Origin of the sequence: Sphingopyxis sp. CCNWLW2 (genome assembly GCF_037095755.1) — a bacterium.
In the GTDB taxonomy this organism is placed as follows: Bacteria; Pseudomonadota; Alphaproteobacteria; order Sphingomonadales; family Sphingomonadaceae; genus Sphingopyxis.
This window is the reverse complement of sequence record NZ_JBAWKJ010000002.1, coordinates 412,833-432,604: the sequence shown is the minus strand read 5'-3', so window position 1 is coordinate 432,604 and position 19,772 is coordinate 412,833. Positions and strand designations below refer to the sequence as shown.

The 19,772-nt window shown below is 64.7% G+C and carries 25 protein-coding genes; 7 read left to right on the top strand and 18 right to left on the bottom strand.

The window, feature by feature from the left end:
• Positions 1-39: 39 nt before the first annotated feature.
• Positions 40-501, top strand: coding sequence for a host attachment family protein (locus V8J55_RS13205; protein ID WP_336446093.1), 462 nt, complete (start codon positions 40-42; stop codon positions 499-501).
• Here the strand turns inward: V8J55_RS13205 and V8J55_RS13200 are convergent, their stop codons facing one another.
• Positions 502-1,167 carry a lysoplasmalogenase gene (locus V8J55_RS13200; RefSeq protein ID WP_336446092.1) on the bottom strand — a complete coding sequence of 222 codons (666 nt, stop codon included), beginning with the start codon at positions 1,165-1,167 and terminating at the stop codon, positions 502-504.
• A 74-nt stretch (positions 1,168-1,241) separates the two neighbouring features.
• Here V8J55_RS13200 and trmFO point away from each other — a divergent pair, with 74 nt between their 5' ends.
• Positions 1,242-2,588, top strand: a complete 1,347-nt coding sequence (gene trmFO, locus V8J55_RS13195; RefSeq protein ID WP_336446091.1) for a methylenetetrahydrofolate--tRNA-(uracil(54)-C(5))-methyltransferase (FADH(2)-oxidizing) TrmFO — start codon at positions 1,242-1,244, stop codon at positions 2,586-2,588.
• Here the strand turns inward: trmFO and V8J55_RS13190 are convergent.
• Entirely contained in the window at positions 2,585-3,052 is a 468-nt protein-coding gene (locus V8J55_RS13190; RefSeq protein WP_336446090.1) for a hypothetical protein, read from the bottom strand. The two genes, trmFO and V8J55_RS13190, sit on opposite strands and share 4 nt — an antisense overlap.
• Positions 3,053-3,188: 136 nt before the next feature.
• Between V8J55_RS13190 and V8J55_RS13185 the strand changes: the two genes are divergently transcribed.
• On the top strand, positions 3,189-4,094 hold the full coding sequence (locus V8J55_RS13185; protein ID WP_037515322.1) for a hydrogen peroxide-inducible genes activator: 906 nt from the start codon (positions 3,189-3,191) through the stop codon (positions 4,092-4,094).
• Here V8J55_RS13185 and V8J55_RS13180 read toward each other — a convergent pair.
• The 3 genes from V8J55_RS13180 to pgsA are packed head-to-tail and all read right to left on the bottom strand — an operon-like array spanning position 4,091 to position 5,368.
• A complete protein-coding gene (locus V8J55_RS13180) occupies positions 4,091-4,534 on the bottom strand; it encodes a molybdenum cofactor biosynthesis protein MoaE (protein WP_336446089.1) in 444 nt (147 codons plus the stop codon). The genes V8J55_RS13185 and V8J55_RS13180 overlap by 4 nt on opposite strands.
• On the bottom strand, positions 4,531-4,788 hold the full coding sequence (gene moaD / locus V8J55_RS13175; RefSeq protein WP_336446088.1) for a molybdopterin converting factor subunit 1: 258 nt from the start codon (positions 4,786-4,788) through the stop codon (positions 4,531-4,533). The genes V8J55_RS13180 and moaD overlap by 4 nt, the downstream gene beginning before the upstream one ends.
• Before the next feature lie 7 nt (positions 4,789-4,795).
• Positions 4,796-5,368: a CDP-diacylglycerol--glycerol-3-phosphate 3-phosphatidyltransferase gene (gene pgsA / locus V8J55_RS13170; protein WP_137888794.1), complete on the bottom strand. Its 573-nt coding sequence runs from the start codon at positions 5,366-5,368 to the stop codon at positions 4,796-4,798.
• 132 nt (positions 5,369-5,500) lie between these two features.
• Here pgsA and V8J55_RS13165 point away from each other — a divergent pair, with 132 nt between their 5' ends.
• Entirely contained in the window at positions 5,501-6,796 is a 1,296-nt protein-coding gene (locus V8J55_RS13165) for an MFS transporter (protein WP_336446087.1), read from the top strand.
• 6 nt (positions 6,797-6,802) lie between these two features.
• On the opposite strand, the gene V8J55_RS13160 is transcribed toward V8J55_RS13165, so the two are convergent.
• From V8J55_RS13160 to nadC, 3 genes are all read right to left on the bottom strand, one after another.
• Complete coding sequence (locus V8J55_RS13160) at positions 6,803-7,027, bottom strand: hypothetical protein (RefSeq protein WP_336446086.1); 225 nt, start codon at positions 7,025-7,027, stop codon at positions 6,803-6,805.
• A 94-nt stretch (positions 7,028-7,121) separates the two neighbouring features.
• The gene (locus tag V8J55_RS13155; RefSeq protein WP_336446085.1) at positions 7,122-7,838 is read right to left on the bottom strand and encodes a ribonuclease T2 family protein; all 717 of its coding nucleotides are present in this window, start codon (positions 7,836-7,838) and stop codon (positions 7,122-7,124) included.
• Complete coding sequence (gene nadC, locus V8J55_RS13150; protein ID WP_336446084.1) at positions 7,825-8,673, bottom strand: carboxylating nicotinate-nucleotide diphosphorylase; 849 nt, start codon at positions 8,671-8,673, stop codon at positions 7,825-7,827. Before nadC ends, V8J55_RS13155 begins: the two co-directional genes overlap by 14 nt.
• A 95-nt stretch (positions 8,674-8,768) precedes the next feature.
• On the opposite strand from nadC, the gene V8J55_RS13145 reads away from it, so the two are divergent.
• Positions 8,769-9,905 (top strand): NAD(P)H-dependent flavin oxidoreductase, encoded by a 1,137-nt coding sequence (locus tag V8J55_RS13145; protein WP_336446083.1) that lies wholly within the window; start codon positions 8,769-8,771, stop codon positions 9,903-9,905.
• 36 nt (positions 9,906-9,941) lie between these two features.
• Here V8J55_RS13145 and V8J55_RS13140 read toward each other — a convergent pair whose 3' ends face one another.
• Positions 9,942-10,388: a peptidylprolyl isomerase gene (locus V8J55_RS13140; protein WP_336446082.1), complete on the bottom strand. Its 447-nt coding sequence runs from the start codon at positions 10,386-10,388 to the stop codon at positions 9,942-9,944.
• A gap of 156 nt (positions 10,389-10,544) precedes the next feature.
• On the opposite strand from V8J55_RS13140, the gene mgtE reads away from it, so the two are divergent.
• Both mgtE and V8J55_RS13130 read left to right on the top strand, forming a co-directional pair.
• A complete protein-coding gene (gene mgtE / locus V8J55_RS13135) occupies positions 10,545-11,996 on the top strand; it encodes a magnesium transporter (RefSeq protein WP_200878441.1) in 1,452 nt (483 codons plus the stop codon).
• A gap of 220 nt (positions 11,997-12,216) precedes the next feature.
• Entirely contained in the window at positions 12,217-12,345 is a 129-nt protein-coding gene (locus tag V8J55_RS13130) for an entericidin A/B family lipoprotein (protein ID WP_037515306.1), read from the top strand.
• Positions 12,346-12,367: 22 nt separating this feature from the next.
• Here V8J55_RS13130 and tatC read toward each other — a convergent pair whose 3' ends face one another.
• From tatC to V8J55_RS13085, 9 genes are all read right to left on the bottom strand, one after another.
• The gene (tatC, locus tag V8J55_RS13125) at positions 12,368-13,123 is read right to left on the bottom strand and encodes a twin-arginine translocase subunit TatC (protein ID WP_037515505.1); all 756 of its coding nucleotides are present in this window, start codon (positions 13,121-13,123) and stop codon (positions 12,368-12,370) included.
• Between the two features lie 41 nt (positions 13,124-13,164).
• Positions 13,165-13,563, bottom strand: a complete 399-nt coding sequence (gene tatB / locus V8J55_RS13120) for a Sec-independent protein translocase protein TatB (RefSeq protein ID WP_336446081.1) — start codon at positions 13,561-13,563, stop codon at positions 13,165-13,167.
• 32 nt (positions 13,564-13,595) lie between these two features.
• Complete coding sequence (locus V8J55_RS13115; RefSeq protein ID WP_037515303.1) at positions 13,596-13,832, bottom strand: twin-arginine translocase TatA/TatE family subunit; 237 nt, start codon at positions 13,830-13,832, stop codon at positions 13,596-13,598.
• Between the two features lie 25 nt (positions 13,833-13,857).
• The gene (scpB, locus tag V8J55_RS13110; RefSeq protein ID WP_336446080.1) at positions 13,858-14,451 is read right to left on the bottom strand and encodes an SMC-Scp complex subunit ScpB; all 594 of its coding nucleotides are present in this window, start codon (positions 14,449-14,451) and stop codon (positions 13,858-13,860) included.
• Positions 14,448-15,221, bottom strand: a complete 774-nt coding sequence (locus tag V8J55_RS13105) for a segregation and condensation protein A (protein WP_336446079.1) — start codon at positions 15,219-15,221, stop codon at positions 14,448-14,450. Before V8J55_RS13105 ends, scpB begins: the two co-directional genes overlap by 4 nt.
• 6 nt (positions 15,222-15,227) lie before the next feature.
• Positions 15,228-16,235: a beta-N-acetylhexosaminidase gene (gene nagZ, locus V8J55_RS13100; protein WP_336446078.1), complete on the bottom strand. Its 1,008-nt coding sequence runs from the start codon at positions 16,233-16,235 to the stop codon at positions 15,228-15,230.
• 107 nt (positions 16,236-16,342) lie between these two features.
• The gene (locus V8J55_RS13095; protein WP_336446077.1) at positions 16,343-17,110 is read right to left on the bottom strand and encodes an SPOR domain-containing protein; all 768 of its coding nucleotides are present in this window, start codon (positions 17,108-17,110) and stop codon (positions 16,343-16,345) included.
• Positions 17,110-18,837: an arginine--tRNA ligase gene (argS, locus tag V8J55_RS13090; protein ID WP_336446076.1), complete on the bottom strand. Its 1,728-nt coding sequence runs from the start codon at positions 18,835-18,837 to the stop codon at positions 17,110-17,112. The genes V8J55_RS13095 and argS overlap by 1 nt, the downstream gene beginning before the upstream one ends.
• 133 nt (positions 18,838-18,970) lie before the next feature.
• Positions 18,971-19,642, bottom strand: coding sequence for a hypothetical protein (locus V8J55_RS13085; protein WP_336446075.1), 672 nt, complete (start codon positions 19,640-19,642; stop codon positions 18,971-18,973).
• Between the last annotated feature and the right edge of the window lie 130 nt (positions 19,643-19,772).

Below are 19,772 nucleotides of genomic sequence, written 5' to 3'. Positions count from 1 at the left end.
GATAGCCCATGCGTTGCTTGCCGCAGAAGGAGCAACATCATGACTCTCGCCCCCAACACCCTCGTTCTTGTCGCCGATGGCCGAAAGGCCCTGTTCCTGCGTAATGAAGGCGACGCGCGGCAGATCGACCTGCGCACGACGTCGCATCAGGAACGCGAAGATCGCAAGGACAGCGACATCAAGACCGACGCTTCGGGCCAGTCGCCCGCCCCTGCCGGGACCGGTCTGCCCGGCGGCACGATGGGCGAGCCCGATTTCCACCAACAGGAGGAGGACCGCTTCGCGCGCGATCTTGCCGAAAAGATCAACGCGATGGCGCTTGCGGGCAAGTTCGACGCACTGGTCGTGATCGCGCCCGCGCGCACGATGGGCGAACTGCGCCCGCTCTGGCACAAGGAAGTGAGCGCCCGCCTCGTCGGCGAGCATGTCAAGGCAATGACCGACCGCCCGGTTTCGGACATCGAGGCGCTACTCGTGGGCGAGGCTGCGCCGCCTTCCTGATCAGCCGCGCGCTTCCTTCGCGAGCGTACCCACCACGCCCCATGCGATCAACGCCTGCCCCGCGAAATAGAGCGGCCAGACGAGCCACATTGTGACGTCCTTGGACAGCACCCCGCCCTCGCCCGCAAAGATGAACAGATCGCTGGCCAGGAACATCATTGCGCCCATCCCGGTGCGATAGCGCGGAAAGCGGCTGGTCCAAGCGGCCGCCGCCATCGCGGCGACGAACAGCGAATAGACGGCGGCGTGCCACCAGCCCGGCGCGGGGCTCAGCATGCCCCAGACGATCGCCAGCGTCGCGGGCATGGCCAGCCAGCCCAGCAGGCGCTGCGACGGCGTCATCTGCGCCCGCCGGTTCATCAGATAGAGGGTGATCGCGATGACATGTCCGACCACGAACGCCACGGCACCGACCTCGAGCCCCTTCGCATCGAGCAGATAATCGCCGAGCGCGCCGAAACCGAGGGCGGCTGCGATCAGCCAACCGTTCTTGCCGCGTGCATTCACCGCCGCCCAGACCGCCAGCAAGCCGACGCCGCTCGTCTTCCAGGCCCAGATTGCGGGGCCGTCGAGCCGCAAGAAAACTGCGACGAAAAAGCTGATCCCGCCGGCCAGTGCCAACAGCCACAACCAGCGTGCCCGATCCCAACTCCGTTCCCCGTTCATCGTCACCCCTTTGCATCTTGTCCTCAACCGGCCTAGTGCGCGGCGCACGCAGGGCAAGTCAACGGATACGGTAAATGACATACGACATTCACATCATCGGCGGCGGCCTCGCCGGATCCGAGGCGGCATGGCAGCTCGCCGAGGCTGGGTTCCGCGTGCGCCTGTCCGAAATGCGCGGCAGCGGCGACATGACCCCGGCGCACCAGGGCAACGCGCTCGCCGAAATGGTCTGCTCGAACAGCTTTCGCAGCGACGATGGCGACAGCAATGCCGTCGGCCTGCTCCACCGCGAGATGCGCACGCTCGGTTCGATCATCATGCGCGAGGCCGACGTCCACAAGGTGCCCGCGGGATCGGCGCTCGCGGTCGATCGCGACCTTTTTTCGGGCGGTGTCACACATGCACTCGAAAATCACCCGAACGTCACCATTGTCCGCGAACGCGTCGATACGCTGCCGTCGGAAGGCCTGACGATCGTCGCCACGGGCCCGCTTACCGCTGCTGGCCTTGCCTCAAGTATCGGCGCTGCGACCGGCAAGGACGCCCTCGCCTTCTTCGACGCGATCGCCCCCATCGTCTACCGCGAGAGCATCGACATGGACGTCGCTTGGATGGCGAGCCGCTGGGACAAGGTCGGGCCGATCGGCGACGGCAAGGACTATATCAACTGCCCGATGGACAAGGAGCAGTATCACGCCTTCGTCCAGGGACTCGTCGACGGCGACAAGACCGAGTTCAAGGACTGGGAAAAGGACACGCCCTATTTCGAGGGCTGCATGCCGATCGAGGTGATGGCCGAGCGCGGTCCCGAAACGCTGCGCTTCGGCCCGATGAAAGGCGTCGGGCTCGACAATCCGCGCACCGGGCGCTGGCCCTATGCGGTCGTTCAGCTGCGTCAGGACAATGCGCTCGGCACGCTCTGGAACATGGTCGGTTTCCAGACCAAGCTCAAACATGCCGCGCAGGTTGAGCTGTTCCGCACCATCCCTGGTCTCGAAAAGGCCGAGTTCGCGCGCCTCGGCGGCCTCCACCGTAACAGCTTCATCCGCTCGCCCGAATTGCTCGACGCGCAGCTGCGCCTGAAATCGGCGCCGCACATTCGCTTCGCGGGGCAGATCACCGGCTGCGAAGGCTATGTCGAAAGCGCTGCGATCGGGCTGATCGCCGCGCGCTTTGCCGCCGCGGAGCTCGCGGGACGCGACCTCGCACCGCCGCCGCCCGAAACCGCACTCGGCGCGCTGCTTGGCCACATCACCGGCGGCGCAGATGCCGCGAGCTATCAGCCGATGAACGTAAACTTCGGCCTCTTCCCACCGCTCGCCGAGGATGTCCGCAAGAAGGATCGCAAGCTGGGCTATACCGCGCGCGCCGGTGTTTCACTCGCGGCGTGGATCAAACAGGCCGACGGCGTCGCTGCCTAGCAGCTGCATTTCGGCTTTGCCGCCTGCTTCGGTGCGGTTGTCGAGAATTCCGCGCGCGTCAGATCGCCCGACCTGTCTCCATCGGCGCCCGCAAAGCGCTGCCCCGTCGCCGCCGCCCATTCCTCGAAGGTCAGCAGATTATTGCCGTCCTTGTCGAGCTTGCGGAAGGCCGCGGTGCGCGATGACATCAGCTCGACGCGGCTGATCCGGTCGTTGCGGTCGCGGTCGAAGCGATTGAAACGCCGCTCTTCGCGCGATGCCTCCTTCGCTGCGGGCAGCGCCGGCGGCGCAGGCCCGCGCTTGGGAGCCCCCGCTGCCACGACCGGAATCGCCGGCAAGGCGGGCGGCGGATCGGGTAGCACTTCTTCCTCGGCGATCTGCGTATAGCCCTTCCACATAAAGAGCCCGCCGGTCAGCAACAGCGCGCTCGCCACGCCGCCAATCAGAAAACGGGAAACTGCCATCCGCCCCTCCGCGCCGGTTGATCGGGGATAGCTATCACGACGGCGCGGAAAACGACAACAAACGCCGCCATTATGGCCACGAATTTTAATCGGCAAACTTGTTCAAAATCCTCTCAATAATTGCTACATTCGATCAATGCACAATTACCTCCCCTCGCTGAAACAGATGCAATATCTCGTCGCGCTCCACGAGCACGGCCATTTCGGCCGCGCCGCCGACGCCTGCAACGTCACCCAGTCGACGCTGTCGGCGGGCATCCGCGAACTCGAAACGCTGCTGGGCCAGACGCTCGTCGAACGCACCCGCCGCGTCGTCCGCTTCACAGGGCTCGGCAACGCGATCGTCGAAAAGGCGCACCGCGTGCTGCGCGAGGCCGAGGAACTGGCGGACATGGCCGCCGCCGCCGCCGCGCCGCTCGTCGGCGAACTCAGGATGAGCGTCATTCCGACGATCGCCCCCTTCCTCCTCCCCGGCCTCTTGCCGCGGCTCCGCAAGGAACGCCCGTCGCTCAAGCTTTTCCTGCGCGAGGAGCCGAGCGCGCAGGCGTGCGAATCGCTGCACCACGGCACGGTCGATTGCGTGCTGCTCGCCCTCCCCTACGCCTGCGGCGATGTCGAGGCCGAGAATCTGTTCGACGATGCGCTGTTCGTCGCCTTTCCGGGCGACCAGTCGGAGGATCTGCCCGCGATGGTCAGCGCCGACCAGATCGACCCCGCGCAGATGCTGATGCTTGAGGACGGGCACTGCCTGAAAGACCATGTCCTCGCCGCGTGCAACCGCCCCGAACTGCGCGCCGGCGCGCGGATGATGGGGACCTCGCTGCATACGCTGGTCCAGATGGTCGACAACGGCCTCGGCATTACGATGTTGCCGCAGATGGCGATCGAGGCCGGCATCCTCGACCACACCGACATCGACACCCGTCCGCTCGATTCGGAGCATGACTGGCGCACGATCGCGCTGGTGTGGCGCAAGGGCAGCCCGCGTGCCGAGGAATTCCGGATGCTCGCCGATATTTTCCGCAAACATCAGGCGGATTAGGCGCCCCATTTCTCCGCGCGCGCCTGATCGCCTTCGCGCGGTTCGACCCACTGAACGCGCCCGTCGGCAAAGGTCTCGCGCTTCCACAGCATGACATCGGTTTTCAGCCGGTCGATCAGGAATTCGCAGGCGGCCAACGCCTCGGCGCGGTGCGGGCTGCTGGCGAGGATGAACACGATCGTCTCGCCCGGGACCATCGCGCCGACGCGGTGAATCAAAGTCAGCGCCGAAAGTCGCCAGCGATCGGCCGCGGCATGCGCCAGATCGGCCAGCCCAGCCTCAGTCATCGCGGGGTGATGATCGAGGAACAGCTCGGTCAGGTCGCCGTCACCGCGCACCCGCCCGATGAAGCTCGCGCTCGCGCCATGCCCGCCCGCATCGTGCAGGTCGAGTTCGGCGGTGACGTCGATCGCCGCCGACTGCACAAGGACGCGGATCACCCGCCCGTCACCGGCGGAAACAGCGCGACCTCGCGAGCGTCGGCAAGCGGCGCGTCCAGGCCCATCATCACGCCGTCGATTGCGGCGCGGATGCGCTGCGGTTCAGCAAAAGCGATTTGCCCGCGCGCATCGCGTGCCGCAAGCCATGCGACCAAGGCGCCGACATGGGTGACGTTCGCCGGGAGGTCGACCGTCTCATCGGCCACTCCCATGCGTTCGCGCACCCAGGCGAAATAGGCGATATCGAGTGTCACCGGACATTCAATCCATATGCTTCAGGCCAACGCGCAAATAGTCCCAGCCCGTGATCAGCGTCAGCACCGCGGCGCCCCACAACGAGGCAAGCCCGACCGTCTTGATCCACGCCATTTGCGGCAGCGCCCCCGCCAGGATCAGCGCGCCGAACGCGACGAGCTGGAACGTCGTCTTCCATTTGGCGAGTTGCGTCACCGGCATCGACACCTGCAGCGTCGCGAGGAATTCGCGCAGCCCCGACACGATGATTTCGCGGAGCAGGATCATCAGCGCGGCGATGACATGATAGCCGGCGATATCGCGGGTGAAGACCAGCAGCAGGATCACCGCCGCGATCATGATCTTGTCGGCGATCGGATCGAGAAAAGCCCCGAGCCGCGACACGATCCCGCGCGAGCGTGCAACATAACCGTCAAAATAATCGGTAATGCCCATCAGGCAGTACAAGCCAAAGGCGAGCGCATAGTCGATCGGCTTCGGCTGGTGCGACCCTTCAACCACCCCGGGCCACAGCAGAAACAGCAGGATCGGCACCGCCAGGATACGTGATAATGTCAGGATGTTGGGAAGGCTGAGCATGATCGCTGTCGGCATGTCCTTCAAATCGGCTTTGACCCCGAATGCCCTAACCGATAAGCCCCCCCGGCGACAACCGAATTGCCTGAGGCGGCAGCCGGTGTTGACATGTCGGGCTGTAAAAATGGATTTTCAATGACCGGTTCCTTTGCGCTGCTGAAACAACGCAGGTTCCTTCCGCTCTTTGTCACGCAGCTCCTCGGCGCCTTCAACGACAATCTGTTCAAGAACGCGATGGTGCTGTTCGTCGTTTACGGCGTGTTCAACGACGAAGCGTCCGAAACATTGTTCAGCGCGGTCGCAACAGGCCTGTTCATCCTGCCCTTTTTCCTGCTCTCGGCGCTCGCCGGGCAGCTCGCCGACACGCGCGACAAGGCGCGGATCATCCGTATCGTCAAATTTTGCGAGATATTGATCATGCTCGTCGGCGGCGCCGGGCTGGTGCTCGCCTGGCTGGGCTTCGCCGTCCACCTGATCGCGATCCCGCTGATGATGCTCGCGCTGTTCGCGATGGGCATCCACTCGACCTTTTTCGGCCCGATCAAATATGCGATCCTGCCGCAGCATCTGAAAAGCGACGAGGTCCTCGCGGGGACGGGGCTCGTCGAGGCCGGCACCTATATCGCGATCCTCGCGGGCACGATCCTCGCCGGGATCATCGACGTCGAATGGGCCGCGCTCGGCGTCGTGCTCGTCGCCGCGATCGGCTATTGGACCGGTCGAAAGGTGCCGCCCGCCCCGCCCGAACATGAAGAAACCGGCATCGACTGGCATATCGTCCGCTCGTCGATCACGCTCGTCCGCGGCACGATGCACATCCCGCGCCTCTATCTCGCGATCCTGTCGATCAGCTTTTTCTGGACGATCGGTGCGGTGCTGTTCATCCAGTTCCCGCCGCTGGTGAAGAATATCCTGCACGCCGACAAGAGCGTCGCCAGCCTTTTCCTCGCAATCTTCTCGATCGGTATCGCGATCGGCTCGGTCGCGGTGAACCGGCTGCTCAAGGGGAAGGTATCGGCGCGCTACAGCCCCGCGAGCGTCATCGTCATGGGCGTATTCGTCGTCGCCTTCTATTGGGTCTGCCGCAACTGGGAACATGATCCCTCGGGCGTGATGTACGGCATATCGGGTTTCCTGAACCACGCCGACGTCCTTCCGCTGCTGCTCAGCCTGCTCGGCATCGCGATCAGTGGCGGCATGTTCGTCGTGCCGCTCTATGCCTTCCTCACGACCACCGTGCCCAAGGACCAGACCGCACGCACCGTCGCCGCGAACAATATCGTCAATTCGGGCGCGATGGTCGCGGGATCGCTGCTCGCGATGGGGCTGGGATTCGCCGGCGTGGGCGTCGTCGACCAGCTGCTGATGAGCGCCGCGATGTGCCTGGTGTCGGCATGGCTCGCGCAGAAGCTGCACCGCGCCTGCGACTGATCCAATTCAGAGCAGGAACATCATAGTCGCGGTGAAGAAGATCGCGAAGCTCTGAAGAAACAGGCGGAAATCATTGGCCGAAAAGATCGTTACGGGCTCGCGATGTGCTGCGAGCGCGGCGCGAAGCTCGCCCTGCCAGTCCGCCGGCGCGCTGAGCCGCGCGATGATCAGCTGGCGCTTGCCATGATCGCGAACGCGGCCGCGAATGTCGATCTGATCGCTCGAGTCCATGCAGGCGAAGCTAGGACCATGTTAACGAGTCGATAAGGTTAAAAGAGAGTTAACGCGGCGCCGTCCCGCACTGGCACGCTTTGCCGGATTCGCCTTAACGCGCGGGCATCGGCCGAACGCGGATCTGGCGGCCGTCTTTCGCACCCGTCTGGAATGGTTTGCACCTTGCGGGCTTCATGCGCGGCCCCAAGCAAAGCCGTACCTCGTTCAGCCATCCCTGTCGGTCGACCGACACGGCGATCATCGGCGCGGTCACCCCCGGATTAACCGCGGAAAAAGCGCGACGAACGCTGGCCGCGGTTTGCGGTTTCGCGGCGAGCGCCTTCATGTCGGGAAAGCGCACTGACCGGAAAAGGATTTCGGCCGAGCGAAAATAGGCGGCGGGATTCGGGCTCATGCAGGTGCCGTGCTTCGCCCATTCGTGCTGGAGCAACTGCGCCGACGGCGTCATGCACATATGCTTTTTCAGCACCGGCTGCGGTACGATCTTCGCCGGGCGGCACCATTGCGGATAGCTCGGACTATCGGTTTCGGGCCATAGCCCGTGCAGCACCCAGCCGAAACGGCCATTCTCGCCCGAACATTGAAAGCGGTCGCGCACGTCGCGCGGATTACGCACATCGGCGCAATGCTGGGGCGACCAGCTCATGGCTAACAGATAACCAGTGATCGCCGGATCGCGGACGGCTTCGCCGCGCTTCGGCTGTTCAAGGCGCGGAACCGGAATTCGGTCGGGCGGCGAGCACGCGAGCGATTGCGCCTGCGCCGCGACCGGCATCAACGCCAGCGCGGCAGCGCTAAGCCAGCGCAAAATCGAGCCCGATGTCCGCCGCCGGCGCCGATTGCGTCAGCCGCCCGACCGACACATAGGTCACTCCCGTCGCGCCAATGTCGCGGATGGTATCGAGCCGCACCCCGCCCGACGCCTCGGTGGGCACCTTGCCGCCGACCAGCGCGACGCATTCGCGCAGCTGATCAAGGCCCATATTGTCGAGCAGCAAATGCGTCGCACCCGCGTTCAGCGCGGGTTCGACCTGCGCGACGCGATCGACCTCGACGATGATGTCCGCGATTCCTGCCGCGACTGCGCGTCGCACGGCTTCCTCAACTGACCCCGCGACCGCGACATGATTGTCCTTGATCATCGCCGCGTCCCACAGGCCCATGCGGTGGTTGGTCGCGCCGCCCATGCGCGTCGCATATTTCTCGAGCACACGCAGACCCGGGATCGTCTTGCGCGTATCGAGCAGGGTCGCGCCGGTTCCGGCGAGCGCGTCGACATATTGACGCGTCATTGTCGCGATGCCCGACAGATGCTGGACGGTGTTGAGCGCCGACCGTTCCGCCGTCAGCATCGCTCGCGCGTTGCCCGACAGCCGCATCAGGTCGCTGCCCGATGCGACCTGCGCACCTTCCTCGACCAGTATCTCGATTTCCATAGCGGGTTCGAGCGCGCGAAAGAATCGCTCGGCAATCGGCAAGCCAGCAACAGTAATCGCGTCGCGGCTGTCCATCACCCCGCCAAAGCGCGCATCGGCGGGGATCGTCGCCATCGAGGTGATATCGCCACCCGCGCCTAAGTCCTCAGCCAAAGTGGCGCGGACGAAGGCATCGAGGTCGAAATCGGGCAGGGAAAATTGGGTCATGGACCCCGCGATAATCCGCCGGGCCAGCAAATCAACTTGACGTTTACGTCAACTGACGCTGACATAGGTGCAAATGGACAAACGGAGAGGTCCCCATGCAATCCCCCATCTGCGCGATGCTTGACATCGAATTTCCCCTCCTCGCCTTCTCGCACTGCCGCGACGTCGTCGTTGCGGTGTCGAAAGCCGGCGGCATGGGCGTGTTCGGCGCCGCCGCGCTGCCGCCCGAACGGCTCGAGGAAGAACTCGCTTGGATCGACGATCATATTGGGGGGCGACCCTACGGCGTCGACCTGATCGTCCCCAACAGCTTCGTCGGCAAGGGTGAGGCTTCTTCCTCTGGCGTCGCAAAAGTTCCGGAGTCGCACTTGCAGTTCGCCGCCGACCTGCTGGGCAAGTTCGATGTCGACGCCGCGGGTCTCGAAGCCGCGATGGAAACGCGCCAGAGCTTTGGCGACAATATGCACGAGGACGGCGCTGCAAAGCTGCTCGAAGTCGCCTTCCGTCATCCGATCAAATTGATCGCCAACGCGCTCGGTGTGCCGCCGCAGCTGATGCTCGAACTCGGCAAGCGCCACAACGTCCCCGTCGCCGCGCTCGTCGGCACCCGCGACCATGCGCTGACACAGGTGCGCGCCGGCGTCGATATCCTCGTCGTCGCGGGCGGCGAAGCGGGCGGTCATTGCGGCGAGGTTGCGACGATGGTGCTCGTGCCCGAAGTCGCCGCGGCCGTTGAAGCCGTCGGCGCGAACACGCCGATCCTCGCCGCGGGTGGCATCGTCACCGGACGCCAGATGGCGGCAGCGATGGCAATGGGGGCGCATGGCGCATGGACCGGATCGGTGTGGCTCACTACCGCCGAGGCCGAAACCAATCCGGTCGTGAAGGAAAAGATGCTCGCGGCGTCGTCGCGCGACACCGTGCGATCGAAGAGCCGCACCGGCAAACCCTCACGCCAGCTCCGCTCGCCATGGACCGACGCATGGGAAGCCGAGGACGCGCCGAAACCGCTGCCGATGCCGTTGCAATCGCTGGTCAGCGAACCGGCGCTCCGCAAGGTCGATAAATTGTCCGAAGGCGGCCACGAAGGCGCGAAGGCGCTCGCAACCTATTGGGTCGGCCAGGGCGTCGGCCTGATGAACGAGGCGATGGGCGCCGGGCAGGTCGTGCAGGAGTTCAAGCAGGACTGGGTTTCCGCCTGCGAACGGCTCAACGGCTTTATCGGCGACTAGGCAAAAAATCCCCGCCGAAGCGGGGATTTTCGTAGATTAGCTGACAGTCGCCTTGACGATCTTGCCGGGCTCGCGCGGCGGCTCGCCCTTGGGCAGCGCGTCGACATTGTCCATGCCTTCGATCACTTCGCCCCAGACGGTGTACTGGTTGTCGAGGAAGCGCGCGTCGTCGAAGCAGATGAAGAACTGGCTGTTCGCGCTGTTCGGGTTCTGCGCGCGCGCCATCGAGCAAACGCCGCGGACATGCGGTTCGCTGCTGAATTCCTGCGGCAGGTCGGGAAGCTCGCTGCCGCCCATGCCGGTGCCCGTCGGGTCGCCGCCCTGCGCCATGAAGCCCGGGATCACGCGGTGGAACACCACGCCGTCATAAAAGCCTTCGCTCGCGAGGCCGGTGATGCGCTCGACATGCTGCGGCGCAAGGTCGGGACGGAGGCGGATGACAACATCGCCGGTCGACAGCGAAAGGGTGAGAGTGTCGGACATGGTAGAACTCCTGCGGTCTGTGTTGGCGGTCCCATAGCCGGGGCGGCGGCCAAAGCCACGCATTAAATCGCGAAAAGCTACTCGCGGCGTTGCCATCCGCGGGCCGCAGCACTAGGGGAAAGCTCGGACGCCGCAACTGCCAGGGAGGACCGCGCGATGGACAAACGCGAAGAATCCCTGCCGCCGGAAGATGTTGTCATCACCGACGATCGCGACCGTGAACAACCGGCACGCGAAACCGACACCGAACTCGACGAGGACGACCGGCTGAGGCCCGAATTCGTGCGCGACGTGATCGAGCTGGCCGAAGCCGGCGAAGGCGAAGCCGCGCGCGAACGCATCGGCCGCCTCCACCCCGCCGACATCGCCGACCTGTTCGAACTCGCGCGCGCCGACGAGCGCCCGATGCTCGCCGCGGTGCTCGGCGACATGCTGTCCGCCGACGTGCTGGCGGAAATGAACGATTATGTCCGAGAGGAACTGATCGATCTTCTCGCGCCCGAGCAAGTCGCCGAACTCGCGTCCGAACTCGATACCGACGACGCGGTCGCGATCATCGAGGATATGGAGGAGGACGAGCAGCAGGCCGTTCTCCAGGCGATGGAGCCCGAAGATCGCGCCGCGATCGAGGACGCCCTCTCCTTCCCCGAGGAATCCGCCGGGCGCCTGATGCAGCGCGATCTGGTCGCGGTGCCCGAGCATGTGACCGTTGGCGACGTGATCGACCGGCTGCGCGAAGATGCCGACCTCACCAGCGACTTCTGGGAAATTTACGTCGTCGACCCGCGGCACCGCCCGGTCGGCACATGCCAGCTGAGCTGGATCCTCCGCACTCCGCGCGACATCGCGATCAGCGACGTGATGAAGCGCGAACAGACGCTGATCCCAGTCGACATGGACCAGGAAGAGGTTGCGCTGCGCTTCCAGAAATATGCGCTAATCTCGGCCGCGGTGATCGACAAGGGCGGGCGGCTCGTCGGCATGATCACGGTCGATGACGTCGTCCACATCATTCAGGAAGAGGCAGGCGAGGACATTTTGCGCCTGTCGGGCGCCGGCGACGGCGACATCAACGAACCGATCCGCGAGACGTACAGCGCGCGCGTTCGCTGGCTGATCGCTAATCTCGGCACCGCGCTGCTCGCCTCTTCGATCGTCGGATTTTTCGGCGGCGCGATCGAGCATATGGTCGCGCTGGCGGCATTGATGCCGATCGTCGCGGGTGTCGGCGGCAATGCGGGCACGCAGACGCTGGCGGTCACCGTGCGCGCGCTCGCGATGAACCAGCTCACCGATTCGAACAGCTGGCGCGCGATCTGGCGCGAAATGAAGATCGCGCTGCTCAATGGCGGCACGATCGCGTTAATCGCGGGAACCGCGACCGCCTTGTGGTTCGGCAATCCGCAGCTTGGCGCTGTCATCGCGGCGGCGATGGTCGTGAACATATTTGTCGCGGGTGTGGCGGGGGTGGCGATCCCCTTGCTGCTCGATCGGCTCGATCAGGATCCCGCCGTCGCGAGTTCGATTTTCGTCACGATGACGACCGATTCCATGGGGTTTTTGGCCTTCCTGGGCCTCGCGGTACTCAGCGGATTGACAACACTCTGAGGGCAAGTCGCTGAAATCCAAGCGATTCAAAAGGCCTCGAAAAAAAATTCATTACCGCAATTTTTTTTCGGAACTTATCCGCCGCCTTGGTCGTTTCCCATTCGAGCAGCGGTCATCGCCCCCCCGCAGCGCTGCTCAGCAACATTGGCCCGGCCCGCATTCCCTCCCCCCCCTCGAAAGCGTGCCGGGCCATTTTGCACTCCATCTAAGAGGTAGAAATATGACGAGTTACCGCGCAATCCTTCTCGCCCTGATGGCAAGCTTTCTGGTCGCTGGCTGTAACACGGTAAAGGGTGCCGGTCGCGACATCGAATCTGTCGGTCAAGCTGGCAGCGATGCCATCGACTAATCGGGACTGAGACTAACTTACCCTAAGCCTCTTCGAGAGGCTCGACAGGCGCCTCTTCGGCGCCTGTTTTGCGTCGGCGCTGGGTAAACCAGATCGCGAGCAACGACATTTCGTACAGGAACACCAAAGGCACCGCGAGCAGCAGCTGGCTCAATATATCGGGCGGAGTGAACACAGCGGCGATCGCAAAGGCCGCGACGATCATATAGCGCCGCGCCGAAACCAGCTGCTCGCGCGTCACCAGCCCCGACCGCTCGATCAGCATCAGCAGGATCGGCAACAGGAAAGCGATTCCGAACGCCATGATGAACTGCATCGTGAAGCTCAGGTAATTGCCCACCGAGGGCAAAGCTTCCTGCGTGATCCCGCCGACATTGCCCTGATATCCGAGCAGGAATTTCAGCGCGATCGGGATGGTGATGAAATAGGCAAAGCTGGCGCCGATCGCGAACAGCACGGGCGTCGCGATCAGGAAGGGCAGCAGCGCGCGCTTTTCCTGCTTGAACAGCCCCGGCGCAACGAATTTCCATAGCTGGTTCGCGATCACCGGAAAGGCGATCATCATCGCGGCGAACAGCGCGACCTTGATCTCGACAAAAAACGCCTCGAACAGCTGCGTATAGATCAGCTTCCCCTGCCCCGCACGAACGAGCGGCTGGACGAGGATGCCGAAGATCGGCTTGGCGTAATAAAGGCATATGCCAAAAGCGAGGCCGATCGCTATCAGTGATTTCAACAAGCGCGAACGCAGTTCGATCAGATGATCGAGCAGCGGCATCTTGCCGCCGGCGCCATCCTCTTCGGTCGCGGTTTCTTCGGTCACGGCAGCGGGCCGTCCTTCGGCGGTATCGCGTGCGTCTCGGGCGGATTGGCCGCCGCGGCTTCATCGACCTCGGCTTCTGTCACGGGCTCGCTCGTCGTCGATCCGGTCGAAGCCGCGTTCGCCGAAGGCGTCGTCGGCGATGCGTTTACATCGTCGATGCGCGGAAATTCGCGCATGATCGCGTCATTCTGTTCGCGCCACTGCTTTTCGAGTTCTTCGAGTTCGGCTTCGCGCATCATCGTGTCGAGCCCGGAGCGGAAATGGCGCGCCATGCCGCGCGCCTTCGCCATCCATTTGCCGACAAAGCGCATCGCTTTGGGCAGGTCCTTGGGGCCGATAACCACCAAGGCCACCACCACGACGAGCAGCAACTCGGTGGGCGCGACGTCAAACATGACCTAAAACTTCCCCCGCAGGCAGACGGCGATCAGAGCTTGTCGTGCTCGGCAGTCGGGGTCGAAATCGGGGTGGCATCGGGCGCGCGCTGACCCTCGATATGCTTGGGTGCGGGCGTCGTCGGCGCGTCGTCTTCCGACATGCCCTTCTTGAAGCTTTTGATACCCTTGGCGACATCGCCCATCATGTCCGAAAAACGGCCCTTGCCGAACAGCAGCAGGACGAGAATCCCGACCACGAGCCAGTGCCAGATGCTGAAGCTACCCATCTTAAATTCTCCTTGAGGCCGCTATCTAAGCTTCCTCGCCGTCTTTTACTAGGTCCAGTTCGCCCATCGCTTCCTCGAAAGCGAGATCGACCGGGTCGAGCAGTCCTGCCGCACGCAAATCCTCGATTCCCGGCAGGTCCTTGCGGCTCGTGAGGCCGAAATGTTGCAGGAACGCGTCGGTCGTCTTGTAAATCAGCGGCCGCCCCGGCACCTCGCGCCGCCCCGCGGGTGCGATCCATTCGGCCTCCATCAACACGTCGAGCGTGCCCTTCGAGGTCTGCACGCCCCGGATTGCCTCGATTTCCGCGCGGCTGACGGGTTCATGATAAGCGACGATGGCGAGCACTTCGGCCGCCGCGCGCGACAATTTGCGCGGATCTTCGCGTTCGCGGCGGAGCAGGTGCGCCAAATCGGCGGGCGTCTGGAAATGCCAATGCCCGCCGCGCTCGACGAGTTCGATCCCGCTTCCCGCATGGCGTGTGGCGATCGCCTGGATGATCGCGCGAACCTCGCCCGGCGTCATTTCATCGCCCAGCCGCCCCGCGACCTGCCGCGCGTCGAGCGGCGCGTCGCTCGCGAACAGCATTGCCTCTATCGCGCGTTCGAGATCGTCAATCATGCCCCAGATGCCTTCAGATAAAGAGGTTCGAACGCGCCTTCCTGTTTCAGGTCGACGCGGCCCTGCCGCGCCAGCTCGAGCGCGGCGACAAAACTCGATGCGATCGCCGAGCGGCGCAGCGGGCCGTCATAATCGGGCGGCAGGAAATCCGACAGCTCGGCCCAGTCGAGCTTTACGCCGATCATCCGCTGCAGATGATGGAGCGCCGCGTCGAGCGTGATCACCGGACGCCGCGATACCATATGCACGACGGGCTCGGAGCGCAGCTTGACCTGCCCATAGGCCGACAGGAGGTCATAAAGGCTGGCGTCCCAGCGCCGCACCTTGATGTCGCGGAGCCCCTCGTGTTTCGCGCGCAGGAACACGTCGCGGCCGACGCGGTCGCGCGCGAGCAGCCGCGCCGAGGCCTCGCGCATCGCGGCGAGCCGCTGCAACCGCAATTGCAGGCGCAGCGCCAGTTCATCGGGCGACGGATCCTCGAGCGGGTCCTTGGGAAGCAGGAGCGCCGATTTGAGATAGGCGAGCCACGCCGCCATCACGAGGTAATCGGCCGCGACCTCGAGCTTCAGCTCGCGCGCCTCGGCGATGAAGGTCAGATATTGCTCGACCAGCCCGAGGATCGAAATCTGTTTGAGATCGACCTTCTGGCTGCGCGCGAGCGTGAGCAAAAGATCGAGCGGGCCTTCCCAGCTTTCGAACGAAAGCTGCAGGGCATCGTCGCGCTCGGGCGCTGCCGGTACGATTTCGAAATCGAGCGGCAGTTCATCCATCGGCGATCAGGCCGTCGCCAGCAGCGCGTCGCGCTGATCGACCAGCGTCGCGAACGCACGCGCATCGCTGTCACCCGAAATCCGGTCCATCGCGCCTTCGAGGCGTGCGCGCGACACGGTGCTGATCGGGTCGAGCGCGTTGGCGATGCCGACCATATCGTCCATCTTCGCCCAGCAGTTGAGCGCGATGTCGCACCCCGCGGCAATTGCATCGGCGGCGCGCGAGGGCACGTCACCCGACAGAGCCTTCATGTCGAGGTCGTCGGTCATCAGCAGCCCGTGGAAACCGATCCGCTGACGAATGACGCTGTCGATCACGATCGGCGACAGCGTCGCGGGCCTGTCGGGGTCCCACGCTTCGAAGATGACGTGGCACGTCATCGCCATCGCCGCATCGCGGAGCGCCGCAAAGGGCGCCAGATCGGTCTGCAGATCGCGGTCGGCCGCCGTGACCGTCGGCAAGGCTTCATGCGTATCGAGCAGCGCGCGGCCGTGGCCCGGGATATGCTTGACGATGCCGACGACGCCGCCGGCCTGCAGGCCGCCGAGGATCGCGCGGCCGAGCGCGGCAACGCGCATCGGCTCGCTGCCGAGCGCGCGATCGCCGATCACATCGCTCGCGCCCGGCTGGCGCACGTCGAGCAGCGGCAGGCAGTCGACGGTGATCCCGACCTCGGACAGCATCGCCGCAAGCGCCATCGCATTGAGCCGCGCCGCTTCGATCGCGCTGGCGGGGGCGCGGTCGTAGAGCGCATCGAACGCCGCGCCGCTCGGGAAAAGCGGCCATTCGGGCGATCGCATGCGCGCGACACGCCCGCCCTCCTGATCGATCAGGATCGGTAGATCGGCGCGCCCGTCGAGATCGCGCAGCTCATCGGTCAACCGCCGCAACTGCTCGCGGTTTTCGATATTGCGCCCGAACAGGATATAGCCCGCAGGATCGCTATCGCGAAAGAAGGCGCGCTCATCGTCGGTGAGGGCCAGGCCCGACAGGCCGAAAATTGCCGGTATCATCGTGCATCAAACTCCATCGATCGCCGCCCCCTCAGGCGATGACCAAGCTGTTACCATGCCATAGCGGCACGATTGCACCAACGGAGTCTGCGGCCAAGCGGGCCGAATCAGCGAACGACGACGCAATTTTCACCGGCAACGCGCAATTTTCCGCACAAATTCGCGGCGTTGGCCGCCGTTCCGGCCGACACGCGCAGCCGGTACACGGTGCCGTCGCCGACTTTCGCGGGCGAAACCGATTTGTTGAGTTCGGCGAGATAGGCAAAGCGCTTCGACAGGTTCGTCCATGCCTTGGCAGCCGCGGCATCACTGCTGAACGCGCCGAGCTGGATCATCGCCGCCCCCGATGCCGGCGCGGCCTTGGGAGCGTCGGCGGTTTTCACCGGAGCAGCCACGGGCTTGGCCTTGTCCGCCGGCGCCGCTTTGGCGGCAGCAGCTTTCGTTGCGGCGGCCTTATCGGCCGCGACTTTCTTCGCCGCGGCTTCGCGTTCTGCGGGCGTCACCGCGGGCTCTTCTGGCATGCGCGTCGGGTCGACCCGGCCCGCGGGCTCGGCGCCTTCGCTGGCGGAGAAACTGGCATCGCCTTCGCCCTCGAACGCCTTGGCGCCATCATTCTTCGGCGCGACCTTATACTCGCCTTCCTGCGCCGCGATCAGTTCGCCGTCGCTGCGCGTGCCGCCATTCTGAACCCACCACAGGCCGCCGAGAACCACCCCGATCAGCAACAGCCCACCAAGCACCATCACGAGCAGGCGCGCCGGCGAAACTTCGCCGTCTTCCTTGAACCCGTCGGCCGCCTCTAGCCAGGGCAGGCGATCCTCGTCTTCGAGACCGAGACCTGCATCCCCCTGCTCTGCATTCCTGTCGCCCGCCATCAGTTCATCTCCTCGAGCGCATCAACCCCCATCAGGGACAGCCCGTTGCGGATAACCTGCCCGATTCCGTCGGCCAAATAAAGGCGCGTCGCGGTCAATTCGGGGTCATTGTCGAGAACAATGCGAAGGCCCGGGTCGTCGTTACCCAGATTGTACCAGGCGTGGAACGCTGCGGCGACGTCGGCGAGGTAAAAGGCGATCCGGTGCGGTTCGCGCGCCGAAGCCGCAGCTTCGACGGTCCGCGGGAACTGTGCCAGCAGCTTCACCAGCCCCAGCTCATGCGCATTGAGGCGTGCGGGCGCGGGCGCGGGCAGCACGATCTCCGCGTCGGCGGCCTTTTTGCGCAGCCGCGAAATCCGGGCATTGGCATATTGCAGATACCAGACGGGGTTGTCGCGCGACGCCTCGACGACCTTGGCGAAGTCGAAATCCATCTGTGCGTCGGCCTTGCGCGTCAGCATCGTGAAGCGCACCGCATCCTTGCCGACCTCATCGACGACATCGGCGAGCGTCACGAAATTACCCGCGCGCTTCGACATCTTGAACGGCTCGCCATTTTTGAGCAGCCGCACCATCTGCACCAGTTTGACGTCGAAACGCGTCTTGCCGCCGGTTAGCGCCGCAACCGCGGCCTTGATCCGTTTGACCGTCCCCGCGTGGTCGGCGCCCCAGATGTCGATCAACTCGTCGGCATTCTGGCTCTTCTGGAAATGATAGGCGAGGTCGGCGCCGAAATAGGTCCAGCTGCCGTCCGACTTCTTGATCGGGCGGTCCTGATCGTCGCCGAACTGCGTCGAGCGGAACAGCGGCAATTCGACCGGCTCCCAATCCTCGGGGGTCTCGCCCTTCGGCGCCTCAAGCTGACCGTCGTAGACAAGGTCGTGATCCCGCAGCCATTTCTCGGCGGCGGCGGGCTTGCCCTCGGCTTGCAGCTCGGCTTCGGACGAGAAAAGATCGTGGTGGATGCCGAGCTTGGCGAGGTCGGCCCGGATCATGTCCATCATAGCGCTGACCGCCTCGGCGCGGAACAGGCCGAGCCAGGCGCTTTCGGGCGCGCCGACGAAGCGGTCGCCATATTCGACGGCGAGCTTGCCGGCGATCGGCATCAGATAATCGCCCGGATACAGCCCCTCGGGGATCGCGCCGATATCCTCGCCGAGCGCTTCGCGATACCGCATATGCACCGAGCGCGCGAGCACATCGACCTGTGCGCCGGCGTCGTTGACATAATATTCGCGGATCACCTCGTGCCCCGCATATTCGAGCAGCGCCGCGAGCGCATCGCCGACGACCGCGCCGCGGCAATGGCCGACATGCATCGGGCCGGTCGGGTTCGCCGAGACATATTCGACGTTGACGCGCCGCCCCTGCCCCATCGTCGAACGGCCATAGCCTCCGCCTTCGCTGAAGATCAGAGCGAGTTCGTCGCGCCAGCTGTCATCGGCAAGGCGCAGATTGATGAAGCCGGGGCCGGCAACGCCCGCTTCGGTCACTTCATCGAGCGCGCCGAGCTCGGCGACGAGCAGGTCGGCAAGCGCGCGCGGGTTCATGCCCGCGGGTTTCGCGAGCACCATCGCGGCGTTGGTCGCGACGTCGCCATGCGCGGGATCGCGCGGTGGCTCGACGCTGATCGCGCTGCGGTCGAGGCCGCCCGGCAGGGCATCACGGGCGGCAAGCGCGTCGAGCGCGGCGCCGATATGGTCGGAAAAGCGGCTGAACAGGGTCACGGGGCTGGCCTATCTTCGATCAGGAAAGTCTTGCGCGCGCCCTATAACAGCTGGGCGGGCGCGAAAAGCCCCGCGTCGCCGATCGGCGCGCGGGGCGTGAAGATGCGAACGGCGCCTGGGCGCCGCCGCGGTTCTATCGTCGGACGTTATATTCGAGCTGCTCCTGCGTCAGCTGGAAGCCGACGAGCAATTCGAAGCTCGCGCGCTGCACGGCGGCGCGGACTTCGGGCTGGCTGAGCGGATCGATCGCGGCGTCTTGGTCGCCCGCCTTGCGCTTGCGGGTGATGCGTTCCTGAATGTCGGCGGGCAGCGTCGCGGCAGCGCGATCGACATAGGCCGAAGCCTGCGCACGGCCGGTGCCGCGCACCTGCCCCTCGGCAAAGGTCACGGCGACATTGCCGAGCCGCTTCGCGACAACCGCGGTGCCGCCCTGCAGCACGGTGGCGTAATAGGGCAAGGTCACGGTGCGCGCGGGTCCGGCATCGCGGCGCGTCGCGACCACATCGAAGCTCGCGAGCTGGTAGACCTTTTCCGCGGCATCGTTGCATACCGGCGTCACATTGGTGATCGCGGCGACCACATCGACGGCGCGCGCATCGCGGCTCGTCGCAGGGTCGAACAGCGTGATGTCGCCGGTGTGCAGCGGCACCGCGACCGCGGGACACGCGCTGCGCGTCGAGGTGATGCCGACGCCGCCGGCGAGGTCGATTTCATTATCCTTCGCGCAGCCCGCCACCGTCGCCATGGCCGCCGTGCCGCACAGCACGGTCAGGAACTTACGGGACGGAAACGAAATGGACATCATGATAAACGGGCTTTCCAAACAGGCGCTTTGACAGGCGTCGGGACAGTTGATCCCGCTTCATGCGCGCCGCTTCTTATCGGTGCGATGAACGCGGCGCAACAAAGAGAACAAGAATGCGACGGGGGACGAA

What these genes read in the sequence shown, in the direction of transcription:
- V8J55_RS13085 (WP_336446075.1), bottom strand. Translation starts at nt 19,642, where the DNA reads ATGATGTCCATTTCGTTTCCGTCCCGTAAGTTCCTGACCGTGCTGTGC.
- V8J55_RS13130 (WP_037515306.1), top strand. Translation starts at nt 12,217, where the DNA reads ATGACGAGTTACCGCGCAATCCTTCTCGCCCTGATGGCAAGCTTTCTG.
- nadC (WP_336446084.1), bottom strand. Translation starts at nt 8,673, where the DNA reads ATGACCCAATTTTCCCTGCCCGATTTCGACCTCGATGCCTTCGTCCGC.
- scpB (WP_336446080.1), bottom strand. Translation starts at nt 14,451, where the DNA reads ATGATTGACGATCTCGAACGCGCGATAGAGGCAATGCTGTTCGCGAGC.
- V8J55_RS13165 (WP_336446087.1), top strand. Translation starts at nt 5,501, where the DNA reads ATGACCGGTTCCTTTGCGCTGCTGAAACAACGCAGGTTCCTTCCGCTC.
- V8J55_RS13185 (WP_037515322.1), top strand. Translation starts at nt 3,189, where the DNA reads ATGCACAATTACCTCCCCTCGCTGAAACAGATGCAATATCTCGTCGCG.
- V8J55_RS13145 (WP_336446083.1), top strand. Translation starts at nt 8,769, where the DNA reads ATGCAATCCCCCATCTGCGCGATGCTTGACATCGAATTTCCCCTCCTC.
- V8J55_RS13095 (WP_336446077.1), bottom strand. Translation starts at nt 17,110, where the DNA reads ATGGCGGGCGACAGGAATGCAGAGCAGGGGGATGCAGGTCTCGGTCTC.
- V8J55_RS13140 (WP_336446082.1), bottom strand. Translation starts at nt 10,388, where the DNA reads ATGTCCGACACTCTCACCCTTTCGCTGTCGACCGGCGATGTTGTCATC.
- nagZ (WP_336446078.1), bottom strand. Translation starts at nt 16,235, where the DNA reads ATGATACCGGCAATTTTCGGCCTGTCGGGCCTGGCCCTCACCGACGAT.
- pgsA (WP_137888794.1), bottom strand. Translation starts at nt 5,368, where the DNA reads ATGCTCAGCCTTCCCAACATCCTGACATTATCACGTATCCTGGCGGTG.
- trmFO (WP_336446091.1), top strand. Translation starts at nt 1,242, where the DNA reads ATGACATACGACATTCACATCATCGGCGGCGGCCTCGCCGGATCCGAG.
- tatC (WP_037515505.1), bottom strand. Translation starts at nt 13,123, where the DNA reads ATGCCGCTGCTCGATCATCTGATCGAACTGCGTTCGCGCTTGTTGAAA.
- mgtE (WP_200878441.1), top strand. Translation starts at nt 10,545, where the DNA reads ATGGACAAACGCGAAGAATCCCTGCCGCCGGAAGATGTTGTCATCACC.
- tatB (WP_336446081.1), bottom strand. Translation starts at nt 13,563, where the DNA reads ATGTTTGACGTCGCGCCCACCGAGTTGCTGCTCGTCGTGGTGGTGGCC.
- V8J55_RS13200 (WP_336446092.1), bottom strand. Translation starts at nt 1,167, where the DNA reads ATGAACGGGGAACGGAGTTGGGATCGGGCACGCTGGTTGTGGCTGTTG.
- V8J55_RS13190 (WP_336446090.1), bottom strand. Translation starts at nt 3,052, where the DNA reads ATGGCAGTTTCCCGTTTTCTGATTGGCGGCGTGGCGAGCGCGCTGTTG.
- V8J55_RS13105 (WP_336446079.1), bottom strand. Translation starts at nt 15,221, where the DNA reads ATGGATGAACTGCCGCTCGATTTCGAAATCGTACCGGCAGCGCCCGAG.
- V8J55_RS13160 (WP_336446086.1), bottom strand. Translation starts at nt 7,027, where the DNA reads ATGGACTCGAGCGATCAGATCGACATTCGCGGCCGCGTTCGCGATCAT.
- V8J55_RS13115 (WP_037515303.1), bottom strand. Translation starts at nt 13,832, where the DNA reads ATGGGTAGCTTCAGCATCTGGCACTGGCTCGTGGTCGGGATTCTCGTC.
- V8J55_RS13205 (WP_336446093.1), top strand. Translation starts at nt 40, where the DNA reads ATGACTCTCGCCCCCAACACCCTCGTTCTTGTCGCCGATGGCCGAAAG.